The 20341-nt window shown below is 55.8% G+C and carries 17 protein-coding genes, 2 tRNA genes and 3 rRNA genes; 11 read left to right on the top strand and 11 right to left on the bottom strand.

What is annotated here, in order from left to right:
• Positions 1-4: 4 nt before the first annotated feature.
• Both EFB11_RS06740 and rpmE read left to right on the top strand, forming a co-directional pair.
• A complete protein-coding gene (locus tag EFB11_RS06740; RefSeq protein WP_122789496.1) occupies positions 5-232 on the top strand; it encodes a DUF4177 domain-containing protein in 228 nt (75 codons plus the stop codon).
• A gap of 102 nt (positions 233-334) precedes the next feature.
• Entirely contained in the window at positions 335-538 is a 204-nt protein-coding gene (gene rpmE / locus EFB11_RS06735; protein WP_122789495.1) for a 50S ribosomal protein L31, read from the top strand.
• An 83-nt stretch (positions 539-621) separates the two neighbouring features.
• Here the strand turns inward: rpmE and EFB11_RS06730 are convergent, their stop codons facing one another.
• Positions 622-2376 carry an S-layer homology domain-containing protein gene (locus EFB11_RS06730; protein WP_122789494.1) on the bottom strand — a complete coding sequence of 585 codons (1755 nt, stop codon included), beginning with the start codon at positions 2374-2376 and terminating at the stop codon, positions 622-624.
• A gap of 132 nt (positions 2377-2508) precedes the next feature.
• Here EFB11_RS06730 and hflX point away from each other — a divergent pair, with 132 nt between their 5' ends.
• The 8 genes from hflX (at position 2509) to rrf (ending at position 10885) form a co-directional block, all read left to right on the top strand.
• Positions 2509-3786 carry a GTPase HflX gene (gene hflX / locus EFB11_RS06725; RefSeq protein ID WP_122789493.1) on the top strand — a complete coding sequence of 426 codons (1278 nt, stop codon included), beginning with the start codon at positions 2509-2511 and terminating at the stop codon, positions 3784-3786.
• 6 nt (positions 3787-3792) lie between these two features.
• On the top strand, positions 3793-4431 hold the full coding sequence (locus tag EFB11_RS06720; RefSeq protein WP_122789492.1) for a YigZ family protein: 639 nt from the start codon (positions 3793-3795) through the stop codon (positions 4429-4431).
• A 51-nt stretch (positions 4432-4482) separates the two neighbouring features.
• On the top strand, positions 4483-4950 hold the full coding sequence (locus tag EFB11_RS06715) for a TspO/MBR family protein (RefSeq protein WP_122789491.1): 468 nt from the start codon (positions 4483-4485) through the stop codon (positions 4948-4950).
• 550 nt (positions 4951-5500) lie between these two features.
• Positions 5501-7028 (top strand): 16S ribosomal RNA (locus EFB11_RS06710).
• 277 nt (positions 7029-7305) lie between these two features.
• Positions 7306-7381, top strand: a tRNA-Ala gene (locus EFB11_RS06705).
• 40 nt (positions 7382-7421) lie between these two features.
• Positions 7422-7498, top strand: a tRNA-Ile gene (locus EFB11_RS06700).
• Positions 7499-7765: 267 nt separating this feature from the next.
• Positions 7766-10602, top strand: a 23S ribosomal RNA gene (locus EFB11_RS06695).
• Between the two features lie 166 nt (positions 10603-10768).
• Positions 10769-10885 (top strand): 5S ribosomal RNA (gene rrf / locus EFB11_RS06690).
• Together the 16S, 23S and 5S rRNA genes with 2 tRNA genes alongside form the textbook arrangement of a ribosomal RNA operon.
• A gap of 74 nt (positions 10886-10959) precedes the next feature.
• Here rrf and EFB11_RS06685 read toward each other — a convergent pair.
• From EFB11_RS06685 to modA, 8 genes are all read right to left on the bottom strand, one after another.
• Positions 10960-11271, bottom strand: a complete 312-nt coding sequence (locus EFB11_RS06685) for an MGMT family protein (RefSeq protein ID WP_122789490.1) — start codon at positions 11269-11271, stop codon at positions 10960-10962.
• 74 nt (positions 11272-11345) lie between these two features.
• On the bottom strand, positions 11346-12947 hold the full coding sequence (locus EFB11_RS06680) for a S1C family serine protease (RefSeq protein WP_122789489.1): 1602 nt from the start codon (positions 12945-12947) through the stop codon (positions 11346-11348).
• 87 nt (positions 12948-13034) lie between these two features.
• Positions 13035-14507 (bottom strand): HAMP domain-containing sensor histidine kinase, encoded by a 1473-nt coding sequence (locus EFB11_RS06675; protein WP_122789488.1) that lies wholly within the window; start codon positions 14505-14507, stop codon positions 13035-13037.
• A 3-nt stretch (positions 14508-14510) separates the two neighbouring features.
• Positions 14511-15191 carry a response regulator transcription factor gene (locus EFB11_RS06670; protein ID WP_122789487.1) on the bottom strand — a complete coding sequence of 227 codons (681 nt, stop codon included), beginning with the start codon at positions 15189-15191 and terminating at the stop codon, positions 14511-14513.
• 137 nt (positions 15192-15328) lie between these two features.
• Positions 15329-15880: an ECF transporter S component gene (locus tag EFB11_RS06665; protein ID WP_122789486.1), complete on the bottom strand. Its 552-nt coding sequence runs from the start codon at positions 15878-15880 to the stop codon at positions 15329-15331.
• 111 nt (positions 15881-15991) lie between these two features.
• Entirely contained in the window at positions 15992-17023 is a 1032-nt protein-coding gene (locus EFB11_RS06660; RefSeq protein ID WP_243115171.1) for a sulfate/molybdate ABC transporter ATP-binding protein, read from the bottom strand.
• Complete coding sequence (gene modB / locus EFB11_RS06655; protein WP_122789485.1) at positions 17010-17693, bottom strand: molybdate ABC transporter permease subunit; 684 nt, start codon at positions 17691-17693, stop codon at positions 17010-17012. Before modB ends, EFB11_RS06660 begins: the two co-directional genes overlap by 14 nt.
• A gap of 59 nt (positions 17694-17752) precedes the next feature.
• Positions 17753-18598: a molybdate ABC transporter substrate-binding protein gene (gene modA, locus EFB11_RS06650; protein ID WP_122789484.1), complete on the bottom strand. Its 846-nt coding sequence runs from the start codon at positions 18596-18598 to the stop codon at positions 17753-17755.
• Between the two features lie 134 nt (positions 18599-18732).
• On the opposite strand from modA, the gene EFB11_RS06645 reads away from it, so the two are divergent.
• Positions 18733-19623 (top strand): helix-turn-helix transcriptional regulator, encoded by an 891-nt coding sequence (locus EFB11_RS06645; RefSeq protein WP_164706646.1) that lies wholly within the window; start codon positions 18733-18735, stop codon positions 19621-19623.
• 31 nt (positions 19624-19654) lie between these two features.
• Here the strand turns inward: EFB11_RS06645 and EFB11_RS06640 are convergent, their stop codons facing one another.
• Both EFB11_RS06640 and EFB11_RS06635 read right to left on the bottom strand, forming a co-directional pair.
• Positions 19655-19978: a permease prefix domain 1-containing protein gene (locus tag EFB11_RS06640; protein WP_122789482.1), complete on the bottom strand. Its 324-nt coding sequence runs from the start codon at positions 19976-19978 to the stop codon at positions 19655-19657.
• Positions 19959-20306 carry a PadR family transcriptional regulator gene (locus EFB11_RS06635; protein WP_122789481.1) on the bottom strand — a complete coding sequence of 116 codons (348 nt, stop codon included), beginning with the start codon at positions 20304-20306 and terminating at the stop codon, positions 19959-19961. The genes EFB11_RS06640 and EFB11_RS06635 overlap by 20 nt, the downstream gene beginning before the upstream one ends.
• Positions 20307-20341: the final 35 nt, after the last annotated feature.

Below are 20341 nucleotides of genomic sequence, written 5' to 3'. Positions count from 1 at the left end.
TTCAATGACAGAATACCAGTACGAGTTTGAGCGGGTCGAGCCCGAAGAACAGGGATATTCGCTGCTCGGCGGCATCGGGCTGACGCTGGAGGCGCACCGGGAGATCATTGCACGCCGCGCCGCCGACGGTTGGCGGTTTGCAGGCTGCATTCCGGTGCAGCAGCGCATGGAAGGATTCGTTGAGGCGTTCGACCTGGTTTTTGAGCGTCCCGCCCCATCCGAGAGCGAATAAAAAATATGCGATAAAATGAAAAAAAAGCTTGCATTTTTGTAAGAGCTGTGCTATTATTCATTTATGACTGTAACGCCCAAATTGGAAAGAGGTGAAAGAACCATGAAGCAGGGTATCCATCCCAACTACAAGCAGACGACCATCCGCTGCGCTTGCGGCAACGTAATTGAAACTGGCTCCACCAAGGAGAATATCGTCGTTGACGTGTGCTCGAAGTGTCACCCGTTCTTCACCGGTAAGCAGAAGCTGGTAGACACCGGCGGACGTGTTGACCGCTTCAAGAAGCGTTTCAATCTCGACAAGTAATGTTAAGCCATCGATTGCGTATGCGGTCGGTGGCTTTTCTATTGCAAAAAAGCCGGAACCTTGCGGCTCCGGCTTGGCAAAAATCAGGTAAGGGCGGCTGTGAAATTGGCCAGAATGGCATCGAAATCGGTGCGGCTGACCGTCTGCGAGGGCTGGAACTTCCCGTTTTCCAGCGGCAGTACCCCAGCGTCAGCCAGCTGACAGGCGGCGTCCCGTGCCCAGGCGGCGATGGCGTCTGCATCGGTAGGCGCGGCGGGCTTGGCTGTCAGTTCCTTGCCGCACAGGGCAGCATACCGGGTCAGCACGGCTGCCAGTTCGGCGCGTGTGACCGCACGGTCGGGGGCAAAGACCTCGTTGCTGTCCCCGTACAGCAGACCGGCCGCTTGGGCCCAGCCGATATACGGCGCGGCATAGTGAAAGACCGATACGTCGGCAAAGGGCGGCTGCTGGGTCTGGATGCCTTGTCCGGTCTGGGCAGCGTAGTCCCGTCCCAGGGCGGTGGCCAGCGCGGCGCGGGTCAGAGCGGTCTGGGGTTGTCCGGCGTCGTCTGTCCGGGCCAGGATGGTCTCCACCGCGGTATCCTTTCCGGCCAGATAATCGGCTAGGGTCTGGGGCGCTTCGATGTCGGGCAGCAGCGACTCGGTGCCGTACGGCTTGGCGGCATCCAACATGGAACCTAAATCAAAGAAGTTGTTGGAATACTGGACGGCCAGTCCGGAATTTGGCAGCGTAAAGCTGCTCACTTCGCCAAAATGATCGACGCTGCCGCCGGTCGGCGTGCCGACCAGTGTGGCCCCGGCTGCCTTGAACTCCACGGCATTGATGAGCGCCGAAGAGAAGGTGGAATCGCCGATGAGGGTATACAGCGCAACGCCGTCCTGTTCGTGCTTTTCGGCCAGCAGGTAATACAGCGGCATAATGACCCCATCCGAGCCGCCGCCGTTGTTGCGCAGGTCAACGATCACACGGTCGTAGCCGTTCTGCTCGATCGATTGGCGTACCTGTTCGGCAAAGTCCTCCATGGATAAGGTGGGGTCCTGCTGGCAGGAATTGTACTGGATGTACAGCGTACGTGCGTCCAGCGGTTTCATAAAATAAATCTGGGACGAATCGGCTGCCGTTGCGGGGACCGCGTCCTGCTCCAGGCGGACGACTTCCACAGCTTGCAGCGCCGTGGAATCGATCGCATCCACGACCATGTCGCGGGTGCCGTCCGCGGTGCGTACGGTCAGGCGGATGTCCTCCGGCTGGTCGGTAATGCCGTAATGCTGCAAAATTTCATAGACATAGAAGGTGCCGTAAAACTGGCGGTGCAGATAAGCGGCATTGTCTGAACCCAGCATCGGGGAAAGACGTTCCTCGAGTTGGTCCATCGGAATGCCGTTGACAGCGGTCAATACGCCGCCCAGATAGTCCTGATATGCAGCCGGAAGCCCGGTGATGACTAGCCCTTCGGCCATAGACGAGAGGTTCAGCGGCAGAAAATGAAGCGTTTCGGCAAAGACGCCAATGTTGACCCCTGTGTGCGAATCCCCCACCAGAGCCACCAGTTCGGACAGGGCAATGGCAAAATCAAAATCGCTCATGGTGGCAAGGTTCTGCTCGATCTCGGCGCGCTTGGCGTCAAATTCGGCCTTGGTGTGCTGGGTATATAGATTGGGATGCTTGGATTCCAGCGTTTGCAGCAGCGTGTCCAGATCAGCCAGTCGGCCGGAGGCAATGCTGTCCGCTGCGCTGCTGGTAACTGCCGCCGCGCCATCGACGGCAAAAGCAGCGGGTACCGATCCAGCTGCCAGGGCAGCCGCTAACAAAGCGGCACAAAGTTGGTGTTTGTTCATAGAACATTCCTTCCTTTCCTCATGTTGTATCTTTATTGTATCAAAAAAGGAAAGCTATGGAATGAACAGAATTTGAACAAACCTTTAAGGCCGGTCGCCGGCCGATCTCGAAAAAAAGGAAGTGTTTCGAATATGACGAATACGTACGAGGAAGGCGCACCCGAAAAAGCGATTCTAGTCGGGCTGTCCTGCCATGGATTTGCGCCCGACGAAGATTCCGACGAACGGACTTTAGCCGAACTGGCCGCGCTGCTCGAAACCGCGGGCGGCGAATGCGTGGGCATGGCGCTGCAAAACCGTCCGGCGCCCGATGCGCGCACCTTCATCGGCGAAGGCAAGGCCGAAGAAGTGCGGCAGCTCGCCGAGGCCAATGAAGCGACCCTGATCGTATTTGATAACGATTTATCCCCCTCGCAGCTGAGCAATCTGGAGAAAATCATGGGCCGGACCGTGCTCGACCGTTCGGCGCTGATTCTGGACATTTTTGCCCAGCGCGCCCGCACCGGCGAGGGTAAATTGCAGGTCGAACTGGCGCAGTATCAGTATCTTTTGCCGCGCCTGACCGGCATGTGGACCCACCTGGTGCGCCAGACGGCGGGCGGCGGCAAAAGCCCGATCGGTACGCGCGGTCCGGGTGAAACCCAGCTGGAAACCGACCGCCGGCACATCCGCCGCCGCATCGATAAGCTCAAGCACGACCTGGAACAGGTGCGCCAGGTGCGCGCCGTCCAGCGCCGCCAGCGCAAAAAGACCGAGCTGCCTCTGGTAGCTATTGTCGGCTACACCAATGCGGGCAAATCGACGCTGCTCAACCTGCTGACCGACGCCGGTATCCCGGCCAACGACCGCCTGTTTGATACCCTGGACCCGACCACGCGTAAAAAGCGCATCTCGGACACCCAGGAAATCTTGCTCAGCGACACGGTCGGCTTTATCCGCAAGCTGCCGCACCATCTGGTCAGCGCATTCAAAGCAACGCTGGAAGAACTCCGCTATGCCGACTTGCTGCTGCATGTGGTCGATGTCTCCGACCCCGATTGGCAGCTGCACGCCCAGACGGTCGATAAAGTTATCCGACAGCTGGGCGCCGAACAGATCCCGCGGGTCATCGTGTATAACAAGATCGACCGCTGTGACGAACTGCCGTATGCCGAAGCGGGCAGCGTGATGCTGTCGGCCAAGACCGGGCAGGGCGAAGCCGAACTGCTGCAAGCGATCGAAAAGGCGCTCGGCCGCGGCAAACACCAGATGCGGCTGCTCATTCCGTACAGCGACGGCGCAGCCCTCGACATGCTGCACCGGGAAGCGCAGGTGCTTTCGGTCGAATATGTGGAAAATGGTACGCTGGTGGAAGCGATCATGGATGACAAGACCTGCGGCCGGATGCAGGAATACGCCGTGGAGGAGTAAAAGCCGATGGACGAAAAGGATTATTTTATCCCGTTTGAAGCCTATGCCGAGGATGGATTTGTGGAAAAACGCTCCAAATTCACCGGCCGCCTGTGGCGGGTGGAAACGCCCGAAGAGGCGATGGCTAAAATCAAGCAGATGCGCGAAACCTATTGGGATGCGACCCACCATTGTTCGGCCTATATCCTGCGGGAAGGCAACATCATGCGGTATTCAGACGACGGTGAGCCGCAGGGTACAGCCGGGATGCCGATTTTGGAAGTGCTGCGGCATGAAAACCTGGTCAATGTCTGCTGTGTGGTGACGCGGTACTTTGGCGGTGTGCTGCTCGGGACCGGCGGGCTGGTGCGCGCTTATACCAAGGGCGCACAAATTGCGGTCGCGGCAGCGGGTATCCAGCAGATGAGCATGTTTTCGGTCGTGCTTATCGCCTGTCCCTATAATTTATTGGGTGTCGTGCAGCAGGTGCTGCCCGCCCACGACTGCACGGTGGAGGATACCGACTATGGCGCCGATGTGACGCTGACCGGCTCGGTGCCGGCTGGTACCGAAGAGGCGCTCAACCGCGCTCTGGCCGATGCGACCGCCGGACAGGTCTATGCTGAGGTGATGGAAACCAAATTCATGGGCCGCCGCATCAAATAATCGTATAAATTCCCATCAAACGGCATATCGTAAATACGGGGTGATACTCGTATGATTCAATGGAAACGATTGCTGCTTTGTCTGGCAATCCCGCTGGCCGTGGGCGGCGTATCGGCGTGGCTGACCCAAGGGTCCATGGAAGAATTTGCGGCGCTCAACCAGCCGCCGCTGTCGCCGCCCGGCTGGGTATTCCCAGTGGTGTGGACGATTTTGTTCCTGATGATGGGCGTTGCATCGTATTTGGTGTGCACCTCGGGAGCGGAACGGTCACGCGTCCAGGCAGCTTTGCAAAGTTATGCCCTTCAGTTGGCGTTTAACTTTGTCTGGCCGCTGCTGTTTTTCCGGTGGGGCCTATATGGCGTGGCGTTTTTGTGGCTGATCGTGCTGTGGGTGCTCATTTTGGTGACGCTGACCCGATTTTACCGCATTTCCAAGCCTGCGGGATGGCTGCTCGTGCCGTATGCCTTATGGGTGCTCTTTGCGGGATATTTGAATCTGTCCATCTATTTGCTCAACTGAAACCAAGAGGGACAGGTGCGCGTGCGCGTACCTGTCCCTTTATACGTGAAAAAGTTTTGCAGAAAAATGCAAAAAGGTGTTGACAAAAGGGGAAAGTTGGCGTATATTAACTAAGCTGCTTTTCAAAAGTAGCGACCGCGAAAAGAAAACTTCGGAAACAATGAAAAAAGTTGTTGACAAAGGACTTGAAATGCGGTATACTAAATAAGCTGTCCGAAAGGATAGCGAACCAGCTCGAAAAGTTCCGAAAGAACTGGATAAACTAGATTCGAGGTTGAAAAACTTCGAAAAAAGTTAAAAAAGTTCTTGACAGAGCGAAATGAGCCTGGTATAATAAATAAGCTTTCACTCGAAAGGGTGAAGCGAACATTGCACCTTGCAAATTAAACAACGAAATGCTTACTTTAAATAGTATGTGACGAACCTGAAAATTCGCTTGAGTTTTTACTCTAGTAGAATCCAAACAGAAGTCGGAACTCTGTTTTAAAAGTCAAACCGACACGTCAGACTCTGAAGTCGATTGAATGAGCAATTTGCTCTTTTAATAACATTTTTAGAGAGTTTGATCCTGGCTCAGGATGAACGCTGGCGGCGTGCCTAACACATGCAAGTCGAACGGAGTTATTTTGGAAATCTCTTCGGAGATGGAATTCTTAACTTAGTGGCGGACGGGTGAGTAACGCGTGAGCAATCTGCCTCGGAGTGGGGGATAACAGTCGGAAACGACTGCTAATACCGCATAATGCATCGGGATCGCATGGTTTTGATGCCAAAGGCTTGTCTGCTCTGAGATGAGCTCGCGTCTGATTAGCTAGTTGGCGGGGTAACGGCCCACCAAGGCGACGATCAGTAGCCGGACTGAGAGGTTGAACGGCCACATTGGGACTGAGACACGGCCCAGACTCCTACGGGAGGCAGCAGTGGGGAATATTGCGCAATGGGGGCAACCCTGACGCAGCAACGCCGCGTGATTGAAGAAGGCCTTCGGGTTGTAAAGATCTTTAATTAGGGACGAATTTTGACGGTACCTAAAGAATAAGCTCCGGCTAACTACGTGCCAGCAGCCGCGGTAATACGTAGGGAGCAAGCGTTATCCGGATTTACTGGGTGTAAAGGGCGAGTAGGCGGGCTGGTAAGTTGGAAGTGAAATCCCGGGGCTTAACCCCGGAACTGCTTTCAAAACTGCTGGTCTTGAGTGATGGAGAGGCAGGCGGAATTCCCAGTGTAGCGGTGAAATGCGTAGATATTGGGAGGAACACCAGTGGCGAAGGCGGCCTGCTGGACATTAACTGACGCTGAGGAGCGAAAGCGTGGGGAGCAAACAGGATTAGATACCCTGGTAGTCCACGCCGTAAACGATGGATACTAGGTGTGGGAGGTATTGACCCCTTCCGTGCCGGAGTTAACACAATAAGTATCCCACCTGGGGAGTACGACCGCAAGGTTGAAACTCAAAGGAATTGACGGGGGCCCGCACAAGCAGTGGAGTATGTGGTTTAATTCGAAGCAACGCGAAGAACCTTACCAGGTCTTGACATCCCTCTGACCGCCCTAGAGATAGGGTTTCCCTTCGGGGCAGAGGTGACAGGTGGTGCATGGTTGTCGTCAGCTCGTGTCGTGAGATGTTGGGTTAAGTCCCGCAACGAGCGCAACCCTTACGGTTAGTTGCTACGCAAGAGCACTCTAGCCGGACTGCCGTTGACAAAACGGAGGAAGGTGGGGACGACGTCAAATCATCATGCCCCTTATGACCTGGGCTACACACGTACTACAATGGCAGTCATACAGAGGGAGGCAATACCGCGAGGTGGAGCAAATCCCTAAAAGCTGTCCCAGTTCAGATTGCAGGCTGCAACTCGCCTGCATGAAGTCGGAATTGCTAGTAATCGCGGATCAGCATGCCGCGGTGAATACGTTCCCGGGCCTTGTACACACCGCCCGTCACACCATGAGAGCCGGTAATACCCGAAGTCCGTAGCCTAACCGCAAGGAGGGCGCGGCCGAAGGTAGGACTGGTAATTAGGGTGAAGTCGTAACAAGGTAGCCGTATCGGAAGGTGCGGCTGGATCACCTCCTTTCTAAGGAGACCTGAGATTTGAAATAAAGTCTCATATCCTATGGTCAATCGAGTTCGTACGGCAGATCGTTGTTTAATTTGGAAGGTGTAAGCCTTCGAAAGAAGGAATGTACCTTCAAAAAGTGGAAATTGAGAAGAAAAACGTTCCGGAAGCCCTGCCGAAAATCATTTCGAAGCCCAGCGAAGCGGGTTTGGAATGAAGAGGAGGCGCAAGGAAGCATGTGAAGCTTTCAGATTTATCTGGAAGCGAAACAAAGCGAACTTTGCGACGACGACATGGGGGTGTAGCTCAGCTGGGAGAGCACCTGCCTTGCAAGCAGGGGGTCAGGAGTTCGATCCTCCTCATCTCCACCAAGGGCGAAGGGACGAAAAGACCGACGTCCGTGATAACTATGGGCTTGTAGCTCAGGTGGTTAGAGCGTACGCCTGATAAGCGTAAGGTCGGAGGTTCGAGTCCTCTCAAGCCCACCACTTACTTTCTTGTGAACAAGAAAGTAAGCAAAGAAAACTTCAATTAAGAAGTTTATTTGCACCTTGAAAACTGAACAATAACGAAAGCAATAAGCAACAATAGAGGAAACAATTTGTTATTCCGCTTAAGAAATTAAGCAAAAAATAAATGGTTTTTCTGAATATTGTTGGGATACGATCGAAAGATCGTACTACAAATAGCTAAAATAACCGAGATAATCCTAATTCTTGCAATATAACAGCCATGATCGAAAGATCATGCCGAGAGGTCAAGCTGTAAAGGGCGCAAGGGGAATGCCTTGGCACTGGGAGCCGATGAAGGACGTGACAAGCTGCGATAAGCTACGGGGAGCCGCAAATAGGCTTTGATCCGTGGATTTCCGAATGGGGAAACCCGGCAGAGCAATACTCTGTCAGCGTTAACTGAATCCATAGGTTAACGTGGGGAACCGCCTGAACTGAAACATCTAAGTAGGGCGAGGAAAAGAAATCAACCGAGATTCCGCTAGTAGTGGCGAGCGAACGCGGAAGAGGCCAAACCAGATGGAGCAATCTGTCTGGGGTTTGGACAGCGATATGTAGTCTGTTTTGGTAGCCGAACGCTTTGGGAAGAGCGGCGATACAGGGTGATAGCCCCGTAGGCGAAACTGATAGGACGCTAGCTGGATCCAGAGTACCACAGGACACGTGAAACCCTGTGGGAAGATGGGGGGACCATCCTCCAAGCCTAAATACTACTCAGTGACCGATAGAGGAGCAGTACCGTGAGGGAAAGGTGAAAAGGACCCCGGGAGGGGAGTGAAATAGAACCTGAAACCTTGTGCCTACAAGCACCGAGAGCACGTTCATGTGTGATCGGGTACTTTTTGTAGAACGGTCCGGCGAGTTAATGTAAGTAGCAAGCTTAAGGTATTGGAATACCGGAGGCGCAGCGAGAGCGAGTCTGAATAGGGCGCTTAAGTTACTTGCATTAGACCCGAAACCGGGTGACCTATCCATGAGCAGGCTGAAGCGGTGGTAAGACACCGTGGAGGGCCGCACCCACGTCCGTTGAAAAGGCCGGGGATGACTTGTGGATAGCGGAGAAATTCCAATCGAACTCGGAGATAGCTGGTTCTCCCCGAAATAGCTTTAGGGCTAGCGTTATGATAGATTACCGGAGGTAAAGCACTGAATGGGCTAGGGGCCGCGAGGTTACTGAACCCTATCAAACTCAGAATGCCGGCTAATTGGTTCATGGCAGTCAGACTACGTGAGATAAGTCTCGTGGTCAAAAGGGAAACAGCCCAGATCTACAGCTAAGGTCCCAAATAGATGCTAAGTGGAAAATGATGTGAAACTGCGAAAACAACCAGGATGTTGGCTTAGAAGCAGCCACTCATTTAAAGAGTGCGTAATAGCTCACTGGTCGAGTGGTTTTGCGCAGAAAATGTAACGGGGCTAAGCATCTAACCGAAGCTTAGGCAGACGCAAGTCTGGGTAGGGGAGCGTTGTATGCGGGGTGAAGTCAGAGCGAGAGCACTGGTGGACTTCATACAAGTGAGAATGCCGGAATAAGTAGCGAGAATTATGTGAGAATCATAATGGCCGAAAATCTAAGGTTTCTTGGGGAAGGTTCGTCCGCCCAAGGTTAGTCGGGAGCTAAGGCGAGGCCTAACGGCGTAGTCGATGCACATACGGTAGAAATTCCGTAACCACCGAACTTTAAGCATAAGGGACGCTTTCATTAAGGTGAACCCGGGCGATGGTTGCCCCGGGCGTAAGGGACCGAAATTTAGTAGGGAAGTCACTGGCGTGAGAGACGAGAAAAGCTTATGTGTATACTAAGGTGCCCGTACCGCAAACCGACACAGGTAGATGGGATGAGTATTCTAAGGCCAACGGGAGAAGGGTTGTTAAGGAACTCGGCAAATTGGCCCCGTAACTTCGGGATAAGGGGCGCCTGCGAGAGTAGGCCGCAGTGAAAAGGCCCAAGCGACTGTTTAGCAAAAACACAGCTCTCTGCTAAATCGAAAGATGACGTATAGGGGGTGACGCCTGCCCGGTGCTGGAAGGTTAAGGGGAGTGCTTAGCGCAAGCGAAGGTGCGAACTTAAGCCCCAGTAAACGGCGGCCGTAACTATAACGGTCCTAAGGTAGCGAAATTCCTTGTCAGGTAAGTTCTGACCCGCACGAATGGCGTAACGATTTGGGCACTGTCTCAACAGCCCGCCCGGCGAAATTGTAGTACCGGTGAAGATGCCGGTTTCCCGCAACTAGACGGAAAGACCCCATGGAGCTTCACTGTAGCTTGATATTGGATTTCGGTATTCCATGTACAGGATAGGTGGGAGGCTTGGAAGCACGGGCGCCAGCTTGTGTGGAGCCAACCTTGGGATACCACTCTTGGGATACTGGAATTCTAACCTGCGGCCATGAATCTGGTCGGGGGACACTGTCAGGTGGGCAGTTTGACTGGGGCGGTCGCCTCCTAAAAGGTAACGGAGGCGCTCAAAGGTTCGCTCAGCACGGACGGAAATCGTGCAATGAGTGTAAACGCAAAAGCGAGCCTAACTGCGAGAATGACGGTTCGAGCAGTAACGAAAGTTGGAGTTAGTGATCCGGCGGTATGTGAATGGAAATGCCGTCGCTCAACGGATAAAAGCTACCCTGGGGATAACAGGCTGATCTCCCCCAAGAGTCCACATCGACGGGGAGGTTTGGCACCTCGATGTCGGCTCATCGCATCCTGGGGCTGAATTCGGTCCCAAGGGTTTGGCTGTTCGCCAATTAAAGCGGTACGCGAGCTGGGTTCAGAACGTCGTGAGACAGTTCGGTCCCTATCTGTTGCGGGCGTAGGAATATTGAGAGGAGCTGCCCTTAGTACGAGAGGACCGGGGTGGACGTACCTCTGGTGCACCAGTTGTTCTGCCAAGGGCATAGCTGGGTAGCTAAGTACGGACGAGATAAACGCTGAAGGCATCTAAGCGTGAAACTTCCCTCGAGATAAGTATTCCCATCCTTCGGGAGTAAGGCCCCACGTAGACTATGTGGTTGATAGGTCAGGAGTGGAAGCGTGGTAACACGTGCAGCGGACTGATACTAATAGGCCGAGGGCTTGACCTAAAATGAATTAGGAAAAAGCATCTCGATAAAAAGCGATTGTGAGTAAGTATTGTTCAGTTTTGAAGGTGCAAACCTTTAAAAAACCTTTGTGAAGGAAAGAAAAAAGAAACCGCGCGAAGCGCAAGTGAAGTTTCTTTTGCTCACTTTTCTTTACAAAGAAAAGTGAGTGCGTGTCAATGGTGACGAGGGTACACCTGTTCCCATCCCGAACACAGTAGTTAAGCTCGTTAACGGTGACAATACTTGGCTGGCGACGGCCCGGGAAGATAACTCGGCGCGCACACAAACCGGACAAATTCTTGTCCGGTTTTTTCTTATGCAAATCTAAAGCGGGTGCAGAAATAGCACCCGCTTTTTTTATTCTTCTGTGCGCCAGCAAAAGCGCTCCATGTCTACCCGGCCATCCGGCAGAAAGGCAACGCCATCCGCTTCCAGCAGAGCGCGCTGCATATCACTTCCACCAAAGGCAAAGGCAGGTGAAGTCCGTCCATCCCGGGTGACAACCCGGTAGCAGGGGATACCCTCCGGATCGGGATTGACATGCAACGCATATCCGACCACTCTGGCCCAACGCGGATTGCCTGCCAAACGGGCCACCTGTCCATAGCTGGCGACTTTACCACGTGGGATTTGCCGGACAACCGCATAGATCTGTTCGTAACTGTTCAAGAGGGATAGACCTCCTTTTTTTCTTTATTGTAAAATACAGCAGCCCTGTTTGACAAGGCTGCCGTATCGTTTTTTTAATAGCCGAAGAAGTACTGGAAGGGATCGACATAACCATTGCCGTAGCTTCCGTAGTTCCCATAATTATCTTGTTCCTGCTGCTGTTGCTGTTGTTGCTGCTGCGCCGGATCGGTACCTTCCAGATCATGCGCATCGGTCAGTGTGATGGTAACATTCATCGATTTCTGCTGCGACGGACGGTAAACCGTCAGCGTCAGCTTGTCACCAGCCTGCATATCTTCCTTAATGACATTGATTTCATCCATGGTGGTGATCGTTGTGCCATTGACAGCGGTAATCACGTCACCAGCCTGCAAGCCCTGGGTCGAAGCATCGGCACGCGAATCGATCGAAGCAATTTCGACGCCCTGCGGCAGATTGCGGTACTGTGCCATCTGTTCGCTGATGTTGCGGCCGGTAATGCCGATCGACGGACGACCGGAAATGTAACCGTTCTGAATCAGTTCATCGACGATTTCCTTGGCCGAATTGATCGGGATTGCAAAGCCCAGACCTTCATAATAGCTGATGCCAAGCTTTGCCGAGGTGATACCAACAACCTGACCATACTTGTTGATGAGCGCACCGCCCGAGTTGCCGGGGTTGATGGTAACATTGGTCTGAATCAGGCTCATAACGCGGTCATTGACCGTGATGTCGCGGTTGATCGCCGAAATGATGCCACTGGTCATGGAGTTAGCCAGCTGTACGCCACCGGGCGAGCCGATCGCATACGCATCTTCACCGACCTGCAACTGATCGGAATCGCCAAATTCGGCGGGTGTCAATGTGCTCGTCGGCTCAACCTTGAGCACTGCCAAGTCGGTCTGGTCATCCGAACCGACCACACTGGCCGTCAGCTGGCTGCCATCGGCAAACAGTACCGAGATATTGCTCATCGGTTCGCCGGTGTTTTCATCGGCAATGACATGGGCATTGGTGATGATGTAGCCATCTTCACTCATGACCACACCCGAGCCAGAAGAAGCAACCTGACCGCTCTCATCTGCGCTTTGAATGGCGACAATGGAATCATTGAGCTTTTGATAGATTTCCTCGCCGGACAGCACACCGTCCGCACTCGAAGAGGACGAACCATCCTTCGGGGTGGATGAAATGGTCAGCGTCGGGAGATTTTGATTGGACGACGAAGCGCTGGAAGAATTGGTGCTGCCCAGCTGGCTGCTGCCTAAGAACAGGCCACCGCAGAACAGTGAAATCGCAGCCACAACGCTGCCGGCAATGATGAACGGCTTTTTGGACCGCGGCTTGCGGTTTTTTTTGGCCTGCCGCTTGTTTTCCTGCGCCTGCCATTCCTGATAGGTGTGATAGCTGGCGCTGCCTGCCGCAAAGGGCGGTTCGGTCGTCTGATGGGCCTGATCGTGATAGATCGGCTGGTCGGTATCTGCCGAAGAACGGACCGGCGTTTGATACGGCGTTTGCGGGAAACTGTCCGGCTGTGTGTGTACCGGCTCTGCCGAAGGATTTGCAGCCTGCGGGTTGACGGGCGGCTGTTCGGGTGTCTGCTGCGGTTCGGGGTTTTTCCAAAAATCCGATTCCTGCGGAGTCGAAGGGGTATTGGGATCGCCCGGTTGATTCGGGTTATAATTGGTGTTCATATCGTCAAGCTTCCTTTCTCAAAGATGCGGTTGCATCGGTTGTATTTCCTTTGTTCTGTCCTTATTCTACCGGCTCAATGTGCAGGTTTATTGTCTGCTTTGTGAAGAATTTATGAAGTTCTCCGCCGATTTTTTATCGACTAAGGGCAGGGTCAGCGAAAACTCGGTTTCGCCGCCATCCGAACGCACTGAAATATCTCCGCCATGCAAATTGATGATATTCTTGACGATATACAGCCCCAATCCGGCGCCGGAACGGTCCAGACTGCGAGAACGGTCGGTTTTGTAAAAACGGTCAAACACGTGTGGGATGTCCTCCGGCGCAATGCCAGCGCCGGTGTTTTTGATGGAAAAGGCACACATGGTTCCTTCGGCGTGCGCCCGCAAGGTCAGTTTGCCGTCGGTGTTGATGAATTTGACCGCATTGTCCACCAGATTGTACACCGCACGGAATACATGGTCGCGGTCGCCGTTGACAATCAGGCCGTCCTGGAAGTCAATGTCCACCTCCAGGTTTTTGGACAAGATCTTGCGCTCAAACGACAGGATGATCTGGCTGGACATCTCGGTAAAGTCAAAAGGCGCGGTGTTGAGGATGAGTTCGCCCGATTGAATCTTGGCAGCATCCAGCATACGCACGACCATGCGGCTGAGCCGTCCGACTTCCTCGGAGATGATGCGCAGATATTTCTGCTGCTGGTCGGGCGGGATGGTGCCGTCCAGCATGCCGTCCACAAAGCCGCCGATGGTGGTCATCGGGGTCTTAAATTCGTGCGATACATTGCCGATAAAACCGCGCGTGAGTTCATCGAGCTGGGCCAGATCGCGCGCCATGTTGTTAAAGGATACGGCTAGTTCGTCGATTTCGGTACAGTGATTGTCCTCCGGGACCCGGATGTCGAAGTTACCGGCTGCATATTCCCGGGCGGCCAGCGCCATGATTTTGAGCGGCGCGGTCATGCGGGCCGAGATGAAATAGGAAATAATCAGCGTACCCACCAGCGCGATGAGCATGACCAGAATGAACATGCGGGATACATTGTCCATCATATCGGTGATGACGCTGGCCGGTGAGGTGACAAAGACATAAGCGGTGACCTGTTCGTTTTCATCCAGGCAGGCGGCGCCGACAAAATAGCTGGTCGAAGGCAGGACCCCACCCAGGGTGCTCAGACCGGAATATTGTCCATGGCGCAGCACCGCACGCAGGCTGGACTGCCCAATGGAATCCTTTTTGGGCTTTTCCAGTTCATCCGGAGCGGCATAAAACACCACGTCGCCCGAAGGATTGGCCACCAGAATGCTCACTTGATCGCTGTTGGCAATCTGGGTGATGTAAACATTGTACAGTTCGCGCACCAGTTCGTCATCGAGCGCCTGGGCCGCCACGGTGGTCTGGCTGGCGACCGCAGAAGCTGTCGATTCCAGCTGCTGCTGTTTTTCGTCTTTGACATAGCTGCCAAACTGATAGGAAAAGAGCGTGCCGGCCAAAAGAAAGGCAAAGACGATGAGCAGGCTGTGCGACAGGTAATTGCGGAAGAAAAAGCTGCGTTTCCCCATGACTTACCCCTTTGTTTCGAATTTATAGCCCACGCCCCAAACGGTTTTCAGTTCCCATTTGTCGGATACGCCTTCCAGCTTTTCGCGCAGGCGCTTGACGTGGACGTCGACCGTACGGGTGTCGCCGTAGTAGTCAAAGCCCCACACATCGTCCAGCAGCTGAGCACGCGTAAACACGCGGTTGGGGCTCTGGGCCAGGAAATACAGCAGTTCGATCTCCTTGGGCGGCGCGTCCACGCGCTTGCCGTCAATGACTAGGTCATAGGCCTGCTTGTCGATGACCAGCTTATCAAAGGTCAGTTTGCCGGTTTCATCGCCCGCAAAGCGGCGGAACACCGCGCGTACACGTGCGACCACTTCGCGCATCTCCAAGGGCTTGACGATATAGTCGTCCGCGCCCAGTTCCAGGCCAGATACCTTATCCATGGTTTCGCCCTTGGCCGTAATCATAATGATGGGCATGGTCGAACCCGCGGCGCGCACTTCCTTGCACACCTGCCAGCCGTCCATGACCGGCATCATCACGTCCAGAAGCATCATGTCCGGGTTTTCGGCCTTCCATTTGGACAGGCCGACCGCCCCGTTTTCCGCTTCGGTGATCTCGTATCCTTCGCGCTCTAAGTAGAGGCGCAGAAGTTCCCGGATGTTGTCATCATCTTCGACGATGAGGATCTTTTTTGCCATCTGTGTCATCCCCCATTTCGGTGATAGTCAAAATAAAATCATACATCTTTATTATAAACCTTTTTGGTGCGAACCGGGTGAATTTTTTGTGAACAACCACAAAAAGGCCCGCTGAAAAGCGGGCCTTTGGCAGAGAATCAAGCGCGGATGCGGGCATCCAGTTCGCCGCTGGCGCGTGCCAGCACGGGCAGCAGGACGACCGACAAAATCACACCGACCGCACCCTGCACGATGTTAAACGGTACACCGGCAGCGGTTGCGGACAGGGCCGCTGCAAACGAGCTGCCGCCGACGACCATCATACCGGCTTCGTACAGGTAATAACCGAGCACCATCACGCACTCGGCCGGGATGCCGCCCAAAATGGTGCGCACCGGGGTGCGGAATGCCGACGCATGCAGGTGATGGAACACCCAACCGCCGACAAAGGCGGTCAGCGCCTTGATGATAAGCGTGGCCGGCGCAAAGGCGGCATAGCCGGAAAACAGGTCGGCCAGCATGGAGCCGATGCCAGCTGCGGCGGCGCCCATGCCGGGGCCGAGCAGTACGCCGCAAAGGAGGACCAGCCCGTCGCCCAGGTGGATGTAGCCCAGGGTCGGGGTGGGGAATTTGATCATCATGGTGGCAACCGTGGTAAACGCCGCGAGCAGAGCGGCCAAAATCACGGTGCGGGTGGAACTGCGCTTCATAAACAGGAACCTTCTTTCGTCTGGTGATATTTTATGGTGCCATTGTACTCGGAAAATGGCCTGCCGTAAATCACCAGTTTTCGATATTTTCATAAGGTCAGTTTGAAGCAGTCAGCGCAGCAGGTGGATGCGCCGGAGGTCAGCGCACAAAGAAATCCAGTCCCCAGGCGCAAGGCGCAAGCCGTCTGCCTTGGGCAGGCGGCAGCGCAGCGGCTGCGCGCCGCCCGCGGGTAGCACGACAGCCAGCACATCGTCCGGGCATTCGATGACCCGTTGCACCTGGGCGCGGCAGGCGTCTGGTGCTTCACATAGGCGCAGGGCGTCGGCAGGGATACCCGCCGCGTGCACCGTGTATGCGGGCGTGGCCACACCGGCAAGGCGCAGCCCCCAGGCCGGGATGGACAGCACGCCGTCTGTGAGCGCTGCGGGCGCGATGTTCTCGCAGCCGATCAGCCGCGCGCCCGCCTGGGTTTCCGGGGCGCGGAATAGATCGTTTTTTGGCTTGTTGACTTCAATGCGGCCGTTTTCCATCACGGCCACCCGGTCGCACAGGCGATAGGCTTCGTCGCGGTTGTGCGAGACGAACAGCGTTTCCCCGCCATGGGCGGCGACTACTTCGGCGACAGTTTGCTCCAGTTCCCAGCGCAGAAAGCTGTCGAGCGCCGAAAAGGGCTCGTCCAGCATCAAAAGACGCGGCTCGCTGGCCAGCATGCGCGCCAGCGCGACCCGCTGCTGTTGGCCGCCCGACAGCATGGCGGGCAGACGCTTTTCCAGCCCTTCCAGATGGAACCGGGCGATGAGGGCCGCGATGCGGGCATTCTGCTCGGCGCGCGGCAGTCGGCGCAGGCCGCACCGGATGTTCTGCCAGACAGTCATGGTGGGGAACAGGGCGTAATTTTGGAACAAAAGCCCGACGTGCCGCTGCTGGGGCGGCAGGTTGATGCGCTTCGACGAGTCGAACAACACCTGTCCATCCAGTACAATACGGCCTTCGTCCGGCTTTTCCACGCCTGCGATGCACTTTAAGGTCATCGACTTGCCCGAACCGGATGCACCCAACAGGGCGACCGCCTGCCGGTCGGCTTTTAACTCGACTTCGAGCGGGAAGGCGTCCAGCCGCTTGACAAATTTAGCTTCCAGCACGGCGGGGTGCCCCCTTTCGGTTTTTCTTTTCCAGCAGATTGACGGCCAGCAGCACGGCAAACGAGATGATGAGATTGATGAACACCCACCGATAGGCCAGGGCGTCGTTGGATTCGCGCCAAAGCTGATAGACGGTCGTGGAGATGGTCGCCGTCCGGCCGGGGGTGTAGCCCGAAACCATGCTGGTCGCGCCGTATTCGCCCAGGCCGCGCGCAAAGGACAGTACGATCCCGGCCAGAATGCCCTGCTTGCAGCCGGGCAGCAGCACCCGCCAAAAGAGATAGGTATTCGACAGGCCGAGCGTACGTCCAGCGTACAGCAGATTGCGGTCAAAGCTTTCAAACGCGCCGCGCGCGGTGCGGTACATGAGCGGGAAAGTGACGACCGTAGTCGCAAAAATGGCGGCATACCAAGTCATCGTGATATGCAGGTTCCACCATTCGAGCAGATACTGGCCGATCGTGCCGCGCGGGCCGAGCAGGCGCAGCAGAAAAAAGCCGACCACGGTTGGCGGCAGCACCATGGGCAGGGTCAGCAGACAGTCAAGCGCGCCCTTGAGCGCGCGCGGCACCCGCGCGATGTAATACGCGGCAAAGATGCCGGTAAAAAAGGTGATGACCGTGGAGATGAGCGCAATGCGCAGTGAGTTGTAAAGCGGAAACCAGTCCATACGAATCCCCCAGAAAAAAAGCGGCGCGGGTGCGCCCCACGCCGCCGATTCCGTATCGATTATAACACATCAAAACCAGCTTTTTCAAAGATGGCCGTGCAAGCGTCGGTCTGGAGGAAATCCAGGAACGCCTGGGCTTCAGCCTGGTGCTCGCTGGTCTTGAGGACCGCCACCGGATAGATGGCTGGGGAGCAGCTGCCATCGGGCGCTTCGGCCACGACTTCCACGCCTTTGGCTGCCGCCACGTCGGTCTTGTAGACCACGCCGCAGTCGACCGCTGCCGCTTCCACCTGGGATACGACTTCCTTGACGTTGGTGCCAAAGGTGATCTTACCAGCGGCGTTCATGTCCTCCCACAGGCCGAGGTATTCGTAAATCTCCTGCGCATACTGGCCGACCGGTACGTCCGCGCCGCCCAGCGCAATGCGCGAAACCTTGTCGGTGCCCGCGTCCTCAAACGAAGTGATGCCGTTCTCTGCGCCTTCGGGCACGATCAGCACGACTTTGTTTTCCAGCAGATCAAGCCGCGAGTCACTGAGCACAAAATCCAGCCCTTCGGTGTTGACCGAAGCGTCGGCCGCTGCGTCCAGCTGGTCCATCTGTTTCTGCCCCGCGGACAGGAACAGGTCGCACACTGCGCCCTCCTGAATCTGGGCCTTGAGCGTGCCCGAGGAGTCAAAGTTGTATACAATGGATACGTTGGGCGCTTCGACCTTGTACAGCTCGGCGATTTCGTTCAGCGTTTCGGTCATGGAAGCGGCGGCGAAGACGGTCAGTTCGACCGGCTCGGCGTCCTGCGAGGAGGATGCACCCGCGGAGTCCGCCGCGTTTGTGCCGCCGCAGGCGGCGAGCGATACGCACAGCGCCCCGGCCAGCAGGGCGGAAAGCAAACGATTCTTTTTCATAGTTTTCTCCTGTTTTATTTAGTATTGTTTGGTTTTGTTTATTATATCAAATGACCAAAGGACTGTCAATCGCGGCTGGTTTGACAGGGATTTTTCCGGCCAGTATAATAAAAACAAAAGGAGGCGCATCGGGCATGACGGAGCGTTATTTGACCGCCCAGGAGGTGGCCGACCGGCTGAAAATCAAAAAAAGCACGGTCTATGACATGATCAAAAAGGGGACGCTCCGCGCCACCAAGATGGGCAAGCAGTTCCGCGTGAGCGAGGAGGACGTATACGCCGTGCTGCGTGCAGCCCAGCCGACCGCGCATACCGCGCCCGCCCAGGCGGGACGGTTTATCGTATGCGGACAGGACGCCCTTCTGGACCTGCTGTGCGACAGCGCCAACACGGCCTACGGCGAGCCATTCTTTTTCCGTTCGCACATGGGCAGCTACAACGGCCTGCACGCCATGTATCAGGGGCAGGCCGACGCCGCGACCGCCCATCTGTGGGACATGGAGACCGACACCTATAATCTGCCCTTTATCTCCAAACTGCTGCCCGGCGAGCGGGTGCAGGTCTATCATCTGGTGGGGCGCACGGTGGGACTGTATGTCGCGGCGGGCAATCCCAAGGGCATTCACCGCATCGAGGACTTTGCCCGGCCGGACGTCACCATGGTCAATCGGGAGAAAGGCAGCGGCATCCGCGTGCTGACCGACAGCCTGCTGCTGCGCGCCGGGCTTTCGCCGCGCATGCTCCGTGGCTATGAAGATGTCGTGGGGTCGCATCTGGCGGCTGCGGCCGCGGTCGCGGGCGGTCAGGCCGACTGCGCGGTGGGCAATCAGAAAGCCGCCTTGCAGACCCCGACGATTGATTTCATCCCGCTGCGGGTCGAGCAGTATGACATCGTGTTCCGACAGGACGATCTGTCCCATCCGGCGGTGCAGGCGCTTTTGGGCGTCATGCAGTCGGAGGCGTTCCGCGCGGCTTTGGACGCTCTGGGCGGGTATGACACCACCGGACTGGGCCAAAAGCTTTAAAAAACCCATCCTCCAACACGAGGATGGGTTTTTAAATGACATGCAGCAGGCAAAGCACACAAAACAGCAGCAAAAACAGGGCAGCGGCCCAGAAAAACAGGGTGACAAGCCAACTCCAGAACCGGCGCCAAGGCCGGTCGGCAGCGGCGAGCGCCCGGCCGACGGCATCCGGGTCGCCCATGGAGGCGACAGCCTGCCGGGCAGCCTGTTCGGGGGTCATCCCTTGCGCTTCCAAAAGACGTATGCGGTCGTTTAAATGGTCCAGCAGTTCCTGCCGGACGGCCTCTCGGCGGCGTGGGCTGCGGATGTGTGCACAGACCCGATGGAGCCAGCGGTCAATCGGATGGTCGGGCACAGGCTTCACCTCCCACCGAGCCGCCAAACGAGCGGCAAAGCCGATGGCATTCGGCGCTGTGACGGCGCAGCAGATGCACGCCCGCGCGCGTGAGTTTATAAAAACGCCGGGGGCCTGCTGCGGTCTCTTTTTCGTAGGAACTCACCTGGCCGTCGTCACACAGACGGTACAGAAGGGGATAGAGCATCCCTTCCTCCAAAGCAAAGGACAGGTCTTTGCGGGTTTCCAGCACGTGGATGATCTCAAACCCGGTCTTGTCCCCTTCGCGCAGCAGCGCCAGGATGAGCAGGATGCGGGTCCGGTCGGATGGTGTGAAGTTTTGCGCCATGGGGATTCACCTCCGCATCAAGCGCAGCAGGGCGG

This window comes from Intestinibacillus sp. Marseille-P6563, from assembly GCF_900604335.1.
Classification (GTDB): Bacteria; Bacillota; Clostridia; order Oscillospirales; family Butyricicoccaceae; genus Butyricicoccus_B.
The sequence above is the reverse complement of the archived record's forward strand: the minus strand, read 5'-3'. Positions and strand labels throughout refer to the sequence as shown.

What these genes read in the sequence shown, in the direction of transcription:
- modB (WP_122789485.1), bottom strand. Translation starts at nt 17,693, where the DNA reads ATGGACTGGTTTCCGCTTTACAACTCACTGCGCATTGCGCTCATCTCC.
- EFB11_RS06730 (WP_122789494.1), bottom strand. Translation starts at nt 2,376, where the DNA reads ATGAACAAACACCAACTTTGTGCCGCTTTGTTAGCGGCTGCCCTGGCA.
- EFB11_RS06715 (WP_122789491.1), top strand. Translation starts at nt 4,483, where the DNA reads ATGATTCAATGGAAACGATTGCTGCTTTGTCTGGCAATCCCGCTGGCC.
- EFB11_RS06635 (WP_122789481.1), bottom strand. Translation starts at nt 20,306, where the DNA reads ATGGCGCAAAACTTCACACCATCCGACCGGACCCGCATCCTGCTCATC.
- EFB11_RS06670 (WP_122789487.1), bottom strand. Translation starts at nt 15,191, where the DNA reads ATGGCAAAAAAGATCCTCATCGTCGAAGATGATGACAACATCCGGGAA.
- hflX (WP_122789493.1), top strand. Translation starts at nt 2,509, where the DNA reads ATGACGAATACGTACGAGGAAGGCGCACCCGAAAAAGCGATTCTAGTC.
- EFB11_RS06645 (WP_164706646.1), top strand. Translation starts at nt 18,733, where the DNA reads ATGACGGAGCGTTATTTGACCGCCCAGGAGGTGGCCGACCGGCTGAAA.
- EFB11_RS06680 (WP_122789489.1), bottom strand. Translation starts at nt 12,947, where the DNA reads ATGAACACCAATTATAACCCGAATCAACCGGGCGATCCCAATACCCCT.
- rpmE (WP_122789495.1), top strand. Translation starts at nt 335, where the DNA reads ATGAAGCAGGGTATCCATCCCAACTACAAGCAGACGACCATCCGCTGC.
- modA (WP_122789484.1), bottom strand. Translation starts at nt 18,598, where the DNA reads ATGAAAAAGAATCGTTTGCTTTCCGCCCTGCTGGCCGGGGCGCTGTGC.
- EFB11_RS06720 (WP_122789492.1), top strand. Translation starts at nt 3,793, where the DNA reads ATGGACGAAAAGGATTATTTTATCCCGTTTGAAGCCTATGCCGAGGAT.
- EFB11_RS06740 (WP_122789496.1), top strand. Translation starts at nt 5, where the DNA reads ATGACAGAATACCAGTACGAGTTTGAGCGGGTCGAGCCCGAAGAACAG.
- EFB11_RS06675 (WP_122789488.1), bottom strand. Translation starts at nt 14,507, where the DNA reads ATGGGGAAACGCAGCTTTTTCTTCCGCAATTACCTGTCGCACAGCCTG.
- EFB11_RS06665 (WP_122789486.1), bottom strand. Translation starts at nt 15,880, where the DNA reads ATGAAGCGCAGTTCCACCCGCACCGTGATTTTGGCCGCTCTGCTCGCG.